This window comes from Pigmentiphaga sp. GD03639, from assembly GCF_029845405.1.
Classification (GTDB): domain Bacteria; phylum Pseudomonadota; class Gammaproteobacteria; order Burkholderiales; family Burkholderiaceae_B; genus Pigmentiphaga; species Pigmentiphaga daeguensis.
The window spans coordinates 188,998-203,043 of record NZ_JAOCLR010000009.1 but is presented as its reverse complement, the minus strand read 5'-3'; the positions used below and the strand labels follow the sequence as shown (position 1 = coordinate 203,043).

The following is a 14,046-nucleotide window of genomic DNA, read 5'->3' as shown; positions in this document are numbered from 1 at the left end:
AAGGGTTGGCGAGCGCATCGGCGAAGACGCGCGTTGCTTCGGCGGTCAGTGGGACAGTGCGCGGCGACGAATTCTTGGTGTGATCGAGCCGAACGACCCGCCTGTCGGTCTCCACTTGCCGCATGCGCAGCGTAGCGATTTCGGAGAGCCGCATGCCGGTCTCGATCGCTATGCGTACGATCCAGCCAAACATGGGGTTCGAGTGCTTGTCGACGGCTTGCAGCAGGCGGCTCTGCTCTTGTTGGGTTAACCGTCGGTTGCGGCCCGCGCCTGGCGCCGGGCGCCGGATGTTGGAGACGGGATTAAAGGGCATGCCGATGCCCCATTCCTTGATGGCGACGGCGAACAGGTGGCCTAGTAGTGCCAATTCCAGGCGCACTGTATTGTTACTGCGCGGGCGTGGTTTGCCGTTGTTGTCAACGTCGCCGGCCAGCCGGGTATCTCGAAACTGCGCAACGATTTCGGGGTTCAGGGCGGCCAGCGAGTACTTGCCGAGATGGCGGATTAGTACCTGCGCCTTCTTATGCTCCCTTGCCTGAGTTGAGGCACGCTTAGTGGGGGTCACTTCCCTGAGGTAACGTTTTAGCGCCGCCTCCACCGTCATGCGTTCGGCCGGCGCTCGCTGAATGTACACGCCGCGTACCATTTCATCTCCGTGCGACGCGCCCAATCTTCGGCATCGCGCTTGGTACGGAACGTCTTGGCGGTGGTTGGCCAGCCGGTCTTACGAATGAGCGCTTTTCAAGTGCCCGAGGATGTTCTAACAATGGTAGCCATGAGTGCTCCGGAATGAGGCTTGCGCCGCATCACTGTACCGAAACTGTATCGGACCACAACTTTAGGAAAATCCCCCGGTGCGGGGATTGTACTGCGAAATCTTCTAATGGCTTGAATTGCCAGAAGATTTTCTGATGGTGCCCGAGGCCGGAATCGAACCGGCACGCCTTGCGGCGGGGGATTTTGAGTCCCCTGCGTCTACCAATTTCACCACTCGGGCAGGTTCTTCCGGCGCGAAGGGCCGAAAGGAAGGGAGCCATAAATTATACCCGTAATTTGCGGTACTCTGCTTGCTCTTACCAAGGAGCAAATCATGGCCCATGCAAGCGCCCGCCACATCCTGGTCTCCACCGAGGCCCAGTGCAACGAACTGAAAGCCGCCATCGAAGGCGGCGCCGACTTCGCGCAGGTCGCGCGCGAGCATTCCAACTGCCCCTCGCGCGCCCAGGGCGGCGACCTGGGCACCTTCGGTCCCGGCCAGATGGTGCCGGAGTTCGACAAGGTGGTGTTCAGCGCCCCCGTCAACGTCGTCCAGGGCCCGGTCAAGACCCAGTTCGGCTATCACCTGGTGGAAGTGACGAGCCGCCAGGACTGACGCGCCCCGCCCGCGGCCGCGCTGGGGGTTCGCCCCTCAGCCCGCCGCGACGACCCGCTGTGTCTGGGTTCCCAGCACGCCGCCGCCCAGCGTGACCACGTCACCCGCTTCCAGGTAGCGCGGCGGGCGGGCCCCCATCCCCACCCCGGCCGGGGTGCCGGTGATGATGACGTCGCCGGGTTCCAGCGTCATGACGCGGCTGCACTCGCTGACCAGTCTGGCGCAGGAGAAGATCATGTCGCCGGTGTGCCCCGTCTGCCGGCGTTCGCCATTGAGTTCCAGCCACAGTTCCAGGTCCTGCGGGTCGGGCACTTCGTCCGCCGTGACCAGGTAGGGCCCCAGCGGGCCGAAGCTGTCGAAGCCCTTGCCCTTGCCCCATTGGCCGCCGCCGCGGTCGATCTGGTATTGGCGTTCGGACACGTCGTTGGCCAGGCAGTAGCCGGCCACGTGGCGCAAGGCGCCGGCCTCGTCGACGGCCCGCGCGCGGCTGCCGATGACGATGCCCAGTTCCACTTCCCAGTCGACCCGGGTGCAGCCGGTCGGAATGACGATGTCGTCGTCCGGGCCCGAGATGCAGCTGGTCCATTTGCAGAACAGCGTGGGTTCGGCCGGAATGGCCATGCCGGCCTCGGCCGCATGGCGCCCGTAGTTCAGCCCGACCGCGACGAATTTGCCGATGCCGCGCCAGGGCGTACCCAGGCGCGGCGCGCCGTCCACCACGGGCAGGCGCTGCGGGTCGAGCGCGGCCAGCGCTTGCAGGGCGGCCGGCGACAGGGTGTCGGGCCCGAGGTCGGCCAGCAGGCCGGACAGGTCGCGGATCACGCCGCCGGCGTCGAGCAGGCCGGGCCGCTCCAGGCCCGGCGGGCCGTATCTCAACAGCTTCAAGGAAACTCTCCGTATGGACGCGTTCAGTTGGGGGTGATGTCGGCCAGCTTGACCGCTTTGCCGAACTTGTCGAGGTTGTTGCGGATGTTGGCGGCATAGCCGTCAGGGCTGCTGCCGATGGCGGTGGCGCCCATGGCCTTCAGGCGGACGACGGTATCGGGCTGCTTGAGCGCCCGTGCCACGGCGGCCGAAAGCCGCTGTACCACGGTCTGCGGCGTGCCGGCCGGCACCACGATGCCCATCTCGGAACTGAAGTCGTAGCCGGGCACGGTCTCGGACACGGCCGGGATGTCGGGCGTCATGGCCGGACGGTCGAGCGTGGTGACGGCGATGAATCGCGCCTTGCCGGTCCTGACGTATTGCTCCAGCGCCGGATAGGCGGCGATCACCAGGGAGGTCTCGCCGCCCATGAAGGCGGGCACCGACTGGCCCGACCCCTTGTACGGCACGTGCACGACGTTGATGCCAAGGCCGTGCAGCATCGATTCCATGGCGATGTGGTGGATGCTGCCTATGCCCGACGAGCCGTAGGTCAACGCCCCCGGCCTGGCCTTGGCCAGGGCGACGAGCTCGGCCAGGTTGTGCACGTTCAGCGACGACTGCACGGCGATATAGAGCGGAATGGTCGCGGCCAGGGTCACGGGCGTGAAGTCCTTGTCGGCGGCATAGGGCAGCTTCGCGAACAGGTAGGGGTTGATCGCAAGCTGTTGGATGTCGGAGAAGAACAGCACGTGGCCGTCCGGGGCGGCGCGGACCACGCTTTCGGCCGCGCCGATGCCGCCCGCGCCGGGCCGGTTCTCGATCACGAACTGTTGCTTGAAGAACTCCGACAAGCCCGGCGCCAGCGAGCGCGCCAGCACGTCCGGCGCGCCGCCGGGGGCGTACGGCACGATCATCCGCACGGGGCGGGTCGGATAGTCATCGGCCTGGACGGCCGGGGCCGCGGACGCCAGGATCGACATACAGGCCAGCACGCGGCCGATGCGCAACAGGGATTTCATCGTGAACCTCCAGGGGCAAGAGCGCCGATGCGCATCCTCAGAACGGCTGGGTCAGTTGCGGGAAGCTCTGGTCGCAGTTGGTGAGCCGCACGCACTTCTGGACGATTTTCAAATGCGTGCCGTCGAACCGCAGCGTGTGCAGATAACGTCCGCCGTACACGCGGCGGTCGGCGCCTGGCCGGTCCTCCAGCATGATGAACTTGCTGCGGACGCGGAAACGGTCACCGTCAGCGGCTTCCAGACCGAAGTTCGACAGCACGCGCACCGTCGTCGAAGGCGGGTCCTGGCAATGGATCATCGGGTGCTTGAGCCGCGCCACACGCGTCTTCATGGTGTGTTTCTCGTCATAGTAGAGCGACACGTGACTGATCCAGTCGGCCTGGTCCTGCGCGGCCGGCGCCCAGTACACGGCATCGTCGCTGTACAGGTCCAGCCACTCGTCGAAGCGGCGGTTGTCCAGCAGATCGGCCTCGTGTTCGACAAAGTCGCGCAGGGTGTCCAGGGACGGCGCGGCATGGCCCGCGGGGGTGAGTCTTGCAAGCGTGTTCATGGTGGCTCTCTGGTGGAATCAGGCGCTCATCAGGTCGCGCCAGGCATAGTGTTTGGCGCGCTGGCCGACTTCGCTCGAACGCGCGCCGAACAGCACGCCGTCGCCTTCGTCGACCTCGGCGCCCATGCCGCGCGCGACCAGCACCCAGTCGCTGCCCTGCGCCTTCAGTCCTTCCTGGCAGCGCTCGAAGGCTTCGAGATCGTCGGTCTGGATGAACGACGACGCGGAGTGAGTCATGTTGACGTACTTGACCAGATCGTCCGAGATCACGGCCGGCGCGCCCGCCAGCCGGACCGGCCAGATCTCGACCTCGGTCAGGTCCACCGCGATCGGCTTGACCACGCGCACCGAGGTCTGGGCGATCAGGATGTCCAGTGTCGGAAACAGCGTCAGGCTGTGCCGGCGGTTCTTCAGGATGTCGGCGGTGCGTTCCTCGCCGTAGCGCGCGACCATCAGGGCACGGTAGTCGTCCCAGACGCCGCCGGCCTGCTCCTTGTCGAACAGCGACTGTTCCGAACTATGGCCATGCGGGAAGCCGCGCACGCCCAGCTGCGACACCACCGCCTCGCCGTTGGGCGCGAAGAACAGCGCCGCTCCGCCCTGGTCACCCGCACGCCGCTGGAACTGGCGACCGTCCGGACCGACGGTCGAGCCGTGGGCGGCCGCGGGGTGGTAGGTGTCGGCCATGTTGTCCATCTGCAGCTTCCAGTTGCCGCGGAAGTGGTAGCGATGGCAGCCGGCCGCGAACTCGACCCGCCCTTCGGGCGAGCGGTCGACCAGTTCGTCGATGCCCTTGCGCGCCTCGCCCAGGAAATCGAGCAGCGGCATCACGCCGGGATCGAGCGAAGCGAATACGAAGCCGCGATAGCTGTCGACACGCGGCAGCGGCTCCATGCCCGCGCGCGGCTCGCGCAGCGCTTCCTCGGGAAAGTCGGCGCGCATGGGCACGCCCGCCAGCTCGCCGTTGGGGCGGAACGCCCAGCCGTGGTACATGCAGGAAAATACGCGCGCGTTGCCGCGCGTGCGGGACAGCACCTTGGCGCCGCGATGGCCGCAGCGGTTGTACAGCACGTGTACCGAACCGCTCTCGTGGCGGCTCAGCACCACCGGCTGTCCGGCCAGCGTCGTGCAGTAATAGTCGCCCGGATTGGGCACCAGGCTGTCGTGGCCCACATAGACCCAGACCTTGCCGAACACTTTGGCCATCTCGGCCTCGAACACGGCCGGATCGGTGTAGTAGGCCCGGTGCACGCGATCCGCCTGGACCAGGCCGGCGAGTTGCTCTTTGCTGTACGTCATCGAGTTTCCTGCTGGAGAATGAAGAAGGGTCAGCGCCGCAGGACGCCGTGGCCGGCTTCCTGGTCGTAGTGGAAAATGCCATTCAGGAACATCTTGTGCCGTTCGTAGTGCATGGGCCTGCGCGGCGCGGGCGGCGTGCGGTCCACCGGGTGCCCGGCCTTCAGGATGAGGTCGAAGCGCGACGGTTTCTGCAGCAGCCCGATGTCGGCCAGCGGATCGCCGTCGACCACGATCAAGTCGGCATAGCGTCCGGCCTCAAGCTTGCCGACCCGGTCGCCGAAGCGGCGGAACAAACGCGTGGCGCCCAGCGTGCCCGCATGCAGAGCCTGCCCGGGCGACAGGCCCAGGTCGTCCACGAATATCTGCATCTCGCGGGCGTGCCACTGGCCGTAGGGCACCGGCGACCAGCCGCTTTCCGACCCAGGCACCAGCGGAACACCGGCACGGCTGGCGCGGGCCAGGTTGGTCAGCGCCGCGTCGACCTCGCGCTGGAACCCGGCATTGGCCGGATTGGCCGACCCGCCCGTGGCCTCGATCGCGTTGACCAGCAAGGGCAGCGTCGGCACGATCACGCAGCCGTTGCGCAGGCACAGATCGATGCCTTCGTCGTCGATGAACGACGCATGGAAGATCACGTCGAAACCGGCGCGCGCGGCATCGGCCACGGCATCGCGGGAACGCGCGTGCACCGTGCACATGCGGCCGAGCCGGTGGGCCTCGTCGGCCACCATCCGGTATTCGTCATAGGTGAAGGCCGAGCCGTCGAGCGAATCAGGGGTGATGAAGGAATCGTTCGATCCCGACACCTTGATGGCATCGACGCCGTCCTTGACCTGGTAGCGGATCTGCTCGACCAGTTCGTCGCGGCTGCGGATCAGCACGCCCGCCTGCCCCGGCGGGAATTCCATCCAGTTGGGGAAGGAATCCTCCAGCCCTTGGTGGGAAGTCAGTTGCCGGCCCGACACCGCAAGGCGCGGCCCCTCGAACATGCCGCTGTCGATCGCGTCGCGCACCGACTGCGCGATGTTGAACGTGGTCGCGGCATCGAAGGCGCTGGTCACACCCGCCTGCAGCACCTTCTTGGCGTTCCACACCGCCTTCAGCGTGCGGAACTCCACCGGCGTGTACAGCGCCAGTTCCTCTTCCGAGCGCGCCTCGCCGAACGAGATGTGGATGTGTCCGTCGACCAGGCCGGGCAAGATGCTGCGGCCGGGCAGGTCGACCACCTGGGCGCCGGACTGCGCGTAGCGCGGCGGCAATGCCGCCGCCTCGCCCACCCATGCGATCTCCTCGCCCTGCGTCACGACCGCACCGCGCGCGATGGGTGCATCGAGCGTGCCGTCGATCACCTTGCCCTTCAGAATGTAGGCCGGCTCACCCATGCGCCACCCCGGTGAAGAACGGGACGGCCAGCGCCAGGAACTTCTCCGGCCACTCGAAGGCGACCGAATGGCCGCAGCGGCTCAGCAGGTGCACGTCGGCCCGGGCGATGAATCGCGACATCGGGAGCGTAAGAACATCGGCGGGGAAGCCGCGATCGTCGCGGCCGTGCAGCATCAGTACCTCGCAGCCGATGGCGCCCAGCTCGTCCGCCGTCAGCGCGACGGCATCGATGAAGCGCTGCTTGTCGCCCGCGAACATCTGTTCGAAACGCCGGCCGTGATCGCCCTCGCGCAGGATGCGCTCGCGACCGTCCAGATAGGCCTCGTCGATCAGCGCCGGATCGTGCACCAGCAGGCGCGAGGCCCGCTTCAGCGCCTCGCGGTCGCCGGGAAAGCTCCAGGCGGTTTCCGTGGCGGGATTGGCGGCGAACGACGCGCCCATGGTCGCCGTCGTCATCACGCGCGCCACACGCGGTTCGCAGGCCGCCAGACGCAGGGCCAGGGTGCCGGACAGGGAATGCCCGATCACGCCTATCCGCTCTCCCGGCATGCGCGCGATCATTTCGCGGCACTGGCGCAGCCACAGGGCATAGTCGAAATGCGGCCCGGCGGACTTGGCGCCCGACCGGCCGAAACCGATCAGGTCCATCGCATGCACGTGGTGCAGCTCGGCCAGCCGCGGCAGTACGCGCTGCCAGTTGCCGTGGCTGGACGCGCCGGCACCCGAGCCATGCAGCAATAGCAGCGGCAGGCCCGCGCCGCCTTCGGCGTAGTGGACGGGGATGCCGTCCAGCTCGAACCTGCCCTCGCGCAGACGCGAACTCATAGCGCCGCGACCGCCTGCACTTCGATCAGCAGATCCTCGCGCACCAGGCGATCGATCATCAGCAAGGTGTTGGTCGGATAGGCGCGGGTGCCGAACATGCCCGGAAAGGCACGCTCGCGGTAGGCGCCCAGCCTGGGAATGTCCTGCGAGTGCACCAGGTAGGTCGTGAACTGCAGCACGTTCTGCCAGGTGGCGCCCACTTCCTTCAACGCGATGTCGATGTTGCGGAAGACCTGCACGCACTGGGCATCGAAGTCGCCCGCGCCGACGGTGTTCCCGTGCTGATCGGTCGCGACCTGCCCCGCGATGAAGACGAATTCCGAGGCCTTGACACGGGCCACCTGGGAATACTGGGCAAGCGGGGTACCAAGGCCAACGGGATTGAGGATCTGGATATCGGGCATGGCGTGTCCACGGGTGGTTTTTCAGATTAGACGCACTAACTTGATGCATCCGGAAGATGGCTTGGGCGCGGAATATGGCGCTCTTGTTTGCAGGTCACTATAGGCATGCCCTTCAGGCCTGTCACACGAATTCTCTTCCCATATGAAGTTAGAAAAACTAATCTAAAAACATGAGTCATCCACTGCCTCCCCTGACCGCGCTGAGAGCCTTCGAGTCGGCCGCCCGCCACCGCAGCCTGAAGAAGGCCGCCGAGGAACTGAACGTCACGCCAGCCGCCGTCAGCCACCAGATCCAGACCCTGGAGGACATGCTGGGCGTGCGTCTTTTCCGCCGCGTCCACCGCGGCATCGAACTGACCGCCAGCGCCGAGATCTTCTTTCCCAAGCTGGAAGAAGGCTTCGACTGCCTGCGCCAGGCGGTGGGACGGCTGCGCGACCACCGCGGCGCCGACGTGCTCGAGGTCGGCGCGCCCCCGTCCTTCATCTCCAACTGGCTGATGCCGCGCCTGCATCGCTTCGTGACCGCCTTCCCCGACATCGACGTGCGCGTCTCCACCCGGGTGCGGCAGTTCCCGCGCCTGCCGCGCGGACCGCGCGGGGACGTCGCCAGCGTGATGGGCTGGGTGGACGAGGTCGACGTGCTGGTCGTGTTCGGCAACGGCGGCTACCCGGGCATGCGGGTCGACCAGTTGATGCCGCTGACCCTCACCCCGCTGTGCAGCCCCGCCCTGCTCGAAGGCGACAACCCCCTGCGCGAGCCCGACGACCTGCGCCGCCACGTGCTGCTCCACGACGATCGCGGCGTGCTGTATGAAGGCCCGTCGTTCTGGGACATGTGGCTGGAGAAAGCCGGCGTGGAGGGCATCGACACCTCGCGGGGGCCTCACTTCTGGCACTCCATCCCCGCGATGGAAGCCGCCGTCGCCTGCAAGGGCGTGGTCGCGACCACCAAGGAACTGGCCCGCCTGGACCTGGCGACCGGCCGACTGGTGGCACCCTTCCCGCTGGAAATCCGGCTAGCGTCCAGCTACCACATCGTCAGCAACGAACCGGCCTCGAAACGCGAGGTCGTCAAGCAGTTCCGGGAGTGGCTCAAGAAAGAAGCGCGGACAGCGTGACCCGGTGCGGCGCATTGGCATTGAAAACTAGAACGACATGGCCAGGCGCATGCCGGAGCTGATCGCACGCAGCGCGTCGATCTCTGCCGCCGTATGGGCACCGCCGATCAGATGTGCCGGAAAACCTCGCGCAATGAGTGCGTGGTAAAGGTCGTTGACCGGCTCCTGTCCCGCGCAGATCACGACGGTATCGACTTCAAGGCAGCGCAGGTTTCCTTCGACCCGGACATGCAAGCCGGCATCGTCCATGCGCTCGTAGGTACAGCCCGCGACAAACTCGACGCCGGCCCGTTGCAGATTTCCTTTCAAGACCCATCCGGTTGTCAGACCCAGCGTCCGGCCCGGTTTTTCGAGACGCCTCTGCAGCATGATGACCTGCCGTGCCGGGGCGGCGGATAGCGGTGTGGCCAATCCCCCTTTGGCGCGCAAGCTGGGGTCTACGCCCCAGTAGGCTTGAAACTGGCGTATTGCCTGGTCTCCTTCGGCAGGCCACTGCTGACCAAGAAGGAACTCCGCTACGTCAAAACCGATGCCGCCCGAGCCTATGACCGCCACACGGCGGCCAGCCTGCGCTTTACCATCGAGCAGGTCGGCATAGGTGATGACCTTCGGATGCGACACGCCGGGAAAGTCGGGAATACGAGGGCGAACGCCTGTCGCGACAACGATCTGGTCGTAGTCTTGCGCGGCCAGTTCCTCATCCGTTGGCGACGCCTGCAATCTCAGGTCGACGCCCAGCACGTCGAACCGCCGGGCGAAGTATCGCAACAGCTCCCTGAACTCCTGCTTTCCAGGCACCGCCTTCGCGTAATTGAGCTGCCCCCCCAGGCGCTTCGATGCCTCATAAAGCGTGACGTCATGACCCCGCTCCGCCGCCGTGACCGCGCAGGACATCCCAGCGCCGCCGCCCCCCACAATGGCAATGCGCTGCCGCCGGCGCGAGGCATGCCATTCGGCATAGTCAAGCTCCCTGCCAGCCCGTGGATTGACCAGGCAGGTCACCGGCTTCCCTTTGAAGATATAGTCGAGGCAGGCCTGGTTGCAGGCAATACAGGTATTGATCTCGTCCGCGCGGCCCGCCGCGGCCTTACTGACGAAAGCCGGATCCGCCAGAAGAGGACGGGCCATGGAAATCATGTCGGCCACGCCCTCGGCCAGGATCTGCTCCGCGACTTCGGGCGTATTGATGCGGTTCGAGGCAACGACCGGAATCCCGACGACGCCTTTGATCGCGGCGACGGCGAATCTCCAGGCTCCCCGGGGAACGGCATACATGATGGTCGGAATGAGCGACTCGTGCCAGCCGATCCCGGTGTTCAGAATGTCGGCACCGACACTTTCCACCGCCTGCGCCAATTGAACGGTTTCCGTCCGGGAAGCGCCGTCTTCAACCAGATCGACCGCCGAGATCCGGTACATGACCAGGAAATCCGGCCCCAGCGCCGCGCGGATCCGGCGGACGATCTCGACCGGCAGCCGATGCCTGTTTTCCATGCTGCCGCCGAATACATCGCTGCGAGGGTTCGTGCGCTCACTCGTAAACTGATTCAGAAGATAGCCTTCCGAACCCATGATTTCGACGCCATCGAAGCCGGCCGCCCTCGCCAGTTCGGCGCAGCGGACGAAACCCTCGACCGTCCCCCAGACCTCCCGGGTATCGAGTGCGCGCAGGGGACGCCTGTTGATGCGTGACGGACGCTCCGAGGCTCCCACAGGCCGGGCGATGCGGGCATACCGCCCCGCATGAAGGATTTGCAGGAGTATCTTTCCGCCTTCCCGGTGGACCGCGGCGGTGATGGGCTTGAGCTTCTCTGCGTCGATCGGACTGGCCAGAACGGGCGCGGACTCGTCCATGCGCCCATCGGGGTGGGGAGCAAAGCCGCCGGTGACCATCAGGGACACCCCCTCTCGCGCCCGGGCGGCGTAGAACAACGCCAGACGCTCCGTGTGACGGTCGAGAAGCTCCAGCTGCATATGCATCGCTCCCATCAGGACACGGTTCCCCAGCAGATGGGTGCCGGCCCGTAGCGGCGACAGCAGTATCGGGTAGCGGGTCGGCGTGCAGAGAGTCATAGCCTTCTCGAAAAACGGGGAATCGACGGCGGCTCCGGGCCGAGTTCTTCACATTTCGGGGTAGTTCGGACCGCCGCCGCCCTCGGGCGCAACCCACACGATGTTTTGCGTCGGATCCTTGATGTCGCAGGTTTTGCAATGCACGCAGTTCTGAGCGTTGATCTGCAGGCGTTCGCCATTGCTTCCCGGTTGCGTATCGTTTTTCACGAACTCATAGACCCCTGCCGGACAATAACGCGATTCCGGGCCGGCATACCTGGCCAGGTTGATGTCGACAGGAACCGACGGGTCCTTGAGCGTCAGGTGCACCGGCTGGTTCTCTTCATGAGCCGTGTTCGAGATGAACACCGAAGAAAGGCGATCGAAGCTGATCTTGCCATCCGGCCTGGGATAAGTGATCGGCCTGAAATCCGAGGCGGGCTTCAGGCACTCGTGGTCGGCGTGCCTGCGGTGCAAGGTCCAGGGCACCTTGCCGCCGAAGAGCTTCTGCTCGATACCCACCATCATGGCCCCCGCGTACAAACCCTTGCTCATCCACTGCTTGAAGTTTCGCGCGCGATTCAGTTCCGAATAGAGCCAGCTGCGCTTGAACGCTTCCGGATAAGCCAGGAGTTCGTCCCGCGCGCGGCCGGCGCCGATGGCATCGAAAGCAGCCTGGGCCGCCAGCATGCCGGTCTTGATCGCGGCGTGGCTACCCTTGATGCGCGAAGCGTTCAGGAACCCCGCATCGTCGCCCACCAGCACGCCGCCCGGAAAGATCAACCTGGGCAACGAGAGCAGGCCGCCGGCGGTCAATGCGCGCGCGCCATAGGCGAGCCGCTTGCCATCCTCGAAGAAGGGCTTGATCATCGGATGCAGCTTGTAGCGCTGGAACTCGTCATACGGACTGAGGTAAGGATTCTGATAGGCCAGGCCGACAACGAAACCCGCGGCCACCAGATTGTTTTCCAAATGGTAGAGAAAAGAGCCGCCATAGGTATCGCTTTTCAGAGGCCAGCCGGCGGTATGGATTACCAGGCCCGGCCTATGTCTGGCCGGATCGATCTCCCACAATTCCTTCAGGCCTATGCCGTAGGCCTGCGGATCCGCCCCTTTGTTCAGATCGTACTTGGCCATCAGCCTTTTGCCGAGGTGACCGCGGCACCCTTCGGCGAACACGGTGTACTTGGCAACCAGCTCCATGCCCTCCTGGAAGCCGGCAGTTCGCTCACCATCTCGACCCACGCCCATATTGCCGGTGGCCACGCCGCGTACGGCGCCTCCCTCGTCATAAAGAATCTCGGTGCCGGCGAAGCCGGCATAGATCTCCACGCCGAGTTCCTCGGCCTTGGAGGCAAGCCAACGGCACACGTTTCCCAGGGAGACGACGTAGTTGCCATGGTTCTGGAAGTTTCCGGGCAAGGCGAAGCCGGGTACTTTGAAACCGCCGGACTCGGACAGGAACAGGAACCGATCCTCCGTAACCGGCTGGTTCAGCGGCGCACCGTCTTGCTTCCAGGCCGGCCATAGCTCGTCAATGGCTATCGGATCCATCACCGCGCCGGAAAGGATATGGGCACCGATCGTCGAACCTTTTTCGATCAGGCAGACGCTGATCTCGCCGCCGCTCTCCAAGGCAAGTTGCTTGAGCTTGATCGCCGCGGCCAGTCCCGCCGGACCGCCGCCAACGATCAGCACGTCATACTCCATTACTTCCATGGTCATGCTTTCCAGTCGTTTCCAGTCAATAGATGGTCGATTCGAGGTGGCGCCACGTTCCCACCGTCTCTCGAAAACTCGGGGCATGTTCCAGGGCGCCGATCGCGCGGCAGAAACCGGCAACCCGGCTCGCTTCGCAACGCCCTGCGGTCAACTTCCCGAACTTGGTCCGCAGATCGCCGAAATCCATCGGATTGTCCGCATGGCCCTTGGCCGAATCGATCCGGACATCGAAACGGTCACCGCTGGCAAGACGCACCGATAGTCTGCAAGGCGCGGATTGCGGATACCCGTCGGATAGTGCCGGGTCGACGGTAACCCGGGTTTTTCTCATCAAGCCCGCCAGTACCGCATCGTCGAGGCGCGCATCATTGAATGAATCCCTATCCACGTCGCCGTAGACGAGCATGGTCGCGACGACAAAGGGCAGGCTGTGATCGGCGGTTTCCGCGGTTCTCGGCGCCCACTTCAATGATTCACTCGCCATTTCATTGAACGATTGCTGATACGTCGCCACGTCGATACTTTCGATCTGATCCGGCCGGACCACACCGAACAGCCGTTGCGCCGCCCAGGCGGCAGCTTGTCCGTGGTAGCACAATGGGAAACTCTTGAAGTTGACCCGCGCGATGCGGTTCGACTCGCTGGCGATCGACGGCAAGTCCCAATCGAAGGCTCCGGTTATTTCGAACAAACCATGCGGTCCCTCAAACACCTCTTCGGGACCGGTATACCCCTCCCTTGCCAACAGGACGGCGAACACACCATTGCGGGCGGCGTTCGCTCCCGCACAGTTCTTCCAGCTCGAAAGACTCCCACGCCGGGTTTGCAGCAATGCAAGATTGGGGGCCAAGGCAAGGGACAGCGCCTGCCCCATTTGTTCCCTGTCCAGACCGAACAACATGCCCGCCCCCATCGCCGATGCGACCACGCCGTAGACGGGCTGGTCCCATCCAAGGGCGTTCAAATCGACGGCATCGCAGCAGGCGCAGTAGATCTCGTACGCCGCAATAGTCGCCGCGATGACTTCCGCGCCGCTCGAGTTACAGGCATCCGCCGCGGCGGCGATGGCGGCAACGACGTCGCTGGGATGTCCGCCGCATTTTTTCCTGTAGGCGTCGCTCAGATCGAGCAGGCGTAGCATCACGCCGTTGGCATAAGCCGCCATCTCCACGCTGGCGGTCCAGTCGCAGCCCCAGACCTGGGCGGCCGGCTGCCCCCCCTTGTAGCGGCCGGCGGTATGGCGGGCTTTGTGCGCCAGGGGCGTATCAAAAGCCCCCAGCGCGCATGCGAAGGTATCCACCAGACTGCGTTTGCACGCATCCACCGCGGAGGCGGAAAATGAAGCGTCTCTGGCGGAGATCGCGAAATCGACGATTCTGGACGAGGTCTTATCCATTCCCTGCCCGGCCGCTTGCGCGGATCGGGTCATCGATGA

12 protein-coding genes, 1 tRNA gene and 1 pseudogene are annotated in these 14,046 nt (G+C 65.1%); 2 read left to right on the top strand and 12 right to left on the bottom strand.

Going from position 1 to position 14,046, the window contains the following annotated elements; genetic code table 11:
- Together N5K27_RS12725 and N5K27_RS12720 are read right to left on the bottom strand one after the other, a co-directional pair.
- Window positions 1-732: pseudogene (locus tag N5K27_RS12725) on the bottom strand (tyrosine-type recombinase/integrase); the annotation flags it as partial.
- Between the two features lie 180 nt (window positions 733-912).
- Window positions 913-997 (bottom strand) — tRNA-Leu (locus N5K27_RS12720).
- Between the two features lie 93 nt (window positions 998-1,090).
- Between N5K27_RS12720 and N5K27_RS12715 the strand changes: the two genes are divergently transcribed.
- Window positions 1,091-1,372 (top strand): peptidylprolyl isomerase, encoded by a 282-nt coding sequence (locus N5K27_RS12715; RefSeq protein WP_279816835.1) that lies wholly within the window; start codon window positions 1,091-1,093, stop codon window positions 1,370-1,372.
- Between the two features lie 36 nt (window positions 1,373-1,408).
- On the opposite strand, the gene N5K27_RS12710 is transcribed toward N5K27_RS12715, so the two are convergent.
- Genes N5K27_RS12710 through N5K27_RS12680 form a run of 7 tightly spaced genes read right to left on the bottom strand, consistent with a single transcriptional unit; the run spans window position 1,409 to window position 7,719 of the window.
- Window positions 1,409-2,257 carry a fumarylacetoacetate hydrolase family protein gene (locus N5K27_RS12710; RefSeq protein WP_279816833.1) on the bottom strand — a complete coding sequence of 283 codons (849 nt, stop codon included), beginning with the start codon at window positions 2,255-2,257 and terminating at the stop codon, window positions 1,409-1,411.
- 23 nt (window positions 2,258-2,280) lie between these two features.
- On the bottom strand, window positions 2,281-3,258 hold the full coding sequence (locus N5K27_RS12705; protein ID WP_087837006.1) for a tripartite tricarboxylate transporter substrate-binding protein: 978 nt from the start codon (window positions 3,256-3,258) through the stop codon (window positions 2,281-2,283).
- Window positions 3,259-3,295: 37 nt separating this feature from the next.
- On the bottom strand, window positions 3,296-3,808 hold the full coding sequence (locus N5K27_RS12700; protein WP_087837007.1) for an aromatic-ring-hydroxylating dioxygenase subunit beta: 513 nt from the start codon (window positions 3,806-3,808) through the stop codon (window positions 3,296-3,298).
- Window positions 3,809-3,826: 18 nt separating this feature from the next.
- Complete coding sequence (locus tag N5K27_RS12695) at window positions 3,827-5,107, bottom strand: aromatic ring-hydroxylating dioxygenase subunit alpha (protein ID WP_087837008.1); 1,281 nt, start codon at window positions 5,105-5,107, stop codon at window positions 3,827-3,829.
- 29 nt (window positions 5,108-5,136) lie between these two features.
- Window positions 5,137-6,489, bottom strand: coding sequence for an amidohydrolase family protein (locus tag N5K27_RS12690; RefSeq protein ID WP_087837009.1), 1,353 nt, complete (start codon window positions 6,487-6,489; stop codon window positions 5,137-5,139).
- Window positions 6,482-7,315 carry an alpha/beta fold hydrolase gene (locus N5K27_RS12685; RefSeq protein WP_087837010.1) on the bottom strand — a complete coding sequence of 278 codons (834 nt, stop codon included), beginning with the start codon at window positions 7,313-7,315 and terminating at the stop codon, window positions 6,482-6,484. Before N5K27_RS12685 ends, N5K27_RS12690 begins: the two co-directional genes overlap by 8 nt.
- Window positions 7,312-7,719: a RidA family protein gene (locus N5K27_RS12680; RefSeq protein WP_087837011.1), complete on the bottom strand. Its 408-nt coding sequence runs from the start codon at window positions 7,717-7,719 to the stop codon at window positions 7,312-7,314. The genes N5K27_RS12685 and N5K27_RS12680 overlap by 4 nt, the downstream gene beginning before the upstream one ends.
- Before the next feature lie 170 nt (window positions 7,720-7,889).
- Between N5K27_RS12680 and gcvA the strand changes: the two genes are divergently transcribed.
- The gene (gene gcvA / locus N5K27_RS12675; RefSeq protein WP_087837012.1) at window positions 7,890-8,837 is read left to right on the top strand and encodes a transcriptional regulator GcvA; all 948 of its coding nucleotides are present in this window, start codon (window positions 7,890-7,892) and stop codon (window positions 8,835-8,837) included.
- 27 nt (window positions 8,838-8,864) lie between these two features.
- Here gcvA and N5K27_RS12670 read toward each other — a convergent pair whose 3' ends face one another.
- From N5K27_RS12670 to N5K27_RS12660, 3 genes are read right to left on the bottom strand one after another with little or no spacing between them, the layout of a single operon-like run.
- A complete protein-coding gene (locus tag N5K27_RS12670) occupies window positions 8,865-10,910 on the bottom strand; it encodes an NADPH-dependent 2,4-dienoyl-CoA reductase (protein WP_087837013.1) in 2,046 nt (681 codons plus the stop codon).
- 48 nt (window positions 10,911-10,958) lie between these two features.
- Window positions 10,959-12,614, bottom strand: a complete 1,656-nt coding sequence (locus N5K27_RS12665) for an electron transfer flavoprotein-ubiquinone oxidoreductase (protein WP_176400645.1) — start codon at window positions 12,612-12,614, stop codon at window positions 10,959-10,961.
- 19 nt (window positions 12,615-12,633) lie between these two features.
- The gene (locus N5K27_RS12660; RefSeq protein WP_087837015.1) at window positions 12,634-14,040 is read right to left on the bottom strand and encodes an MmgE/PrpD family protein; all 1,407 of its coding nucleotides are present in this window, start codon (window positions 14,038-14,040) and stop codon (window positions 12,634-12,636) included.
- Window positions 14,041-14,046: the final 6 nt, after the last annotated feature.

Excerpts from the sequence above, each read along its gene's own strand:
- N5K27_RS12670 (WP_087837013.1), bottom strand. The coding sequence starts at position 10,910 with ATGACTCTCTGCACGCCGACCCGCTACCCGATACTGCTGTCGCCGCTA.
- N5K27_RS12700 (WP_087837007.1), bottom strand. The coding sequence starts at position 3,808 with ATGAACACGCTTGCAAGACTCACCCCCGCGGGCCATGCCGCGCCGTCC.
- N5K27_RS12715 (WP_279816835.1), top strand. The coding sequence starts at position 1,091 with ATGGCCCATGCAAGCGCCCGCCACATCCTGGTCTCCACCGAGGCCCAG.
- N5K27_RS12680 (WP_087837011.1), bottom strand. The coding sequence starts at position 7,719 with ATGCCCGATATCCAGATCCTCAATCCCGTTGGCCTTGGTACCCCGCTT.
- N5K27_RS12685 (WP_087837010.1), bottom strand. The coding sequence starts at position 7,315 with ATGAGTTCGCGTCTGCGCGAGGGCAGGTTCGAGCTGGACGGCATCCCC.
- N5K27_RS12695 (WP_087837008.1), bottom strand. The coding sequence starts at position 5,107 with ATGACGTACAGCAAAGAGCAACTCGCCGGCCTGGTCCAGGCGGATCGC.
- N5K27_RS12665 (WP_176400645.1), bottom strand. The coding sequence starts at position 12,614 with ATGACCATGGAAGTAATGGAGTATGACGTGCTGATCGTTGGCGGCGGT.
- N5K27_RS12705 (WP_087837006.1), bottom strand. The coding sequence starts at position 3,258 with ATGAAATCCCTGTTGCGCATCGGCCGCGTGCTGGCCTGTATGTCGATC.
- gcvA (WP_087837012.1), top strand. The coding sequence starts at position 7,890 with ATGAGTCATCCACTGCCTCCCCTGACCGCGCTGAGAGCCTTCGAGTCG.
- N5K27_RS12690 (WP_087837009.1), bottom strand. The coding sequence starts at position 6,489 with ATGGGTGAGCCGGCCTACATTCTGAAGGGCAAGGTGATCGACGGCACG.
- N5K27_RS12660 (WP_087837015.1), bottom strand. The coding sequence starts at position 14,040 with ATGACCCGATCCGCGCAAGCGGCCGGGCAGGGAATGGATAAGACCTCG.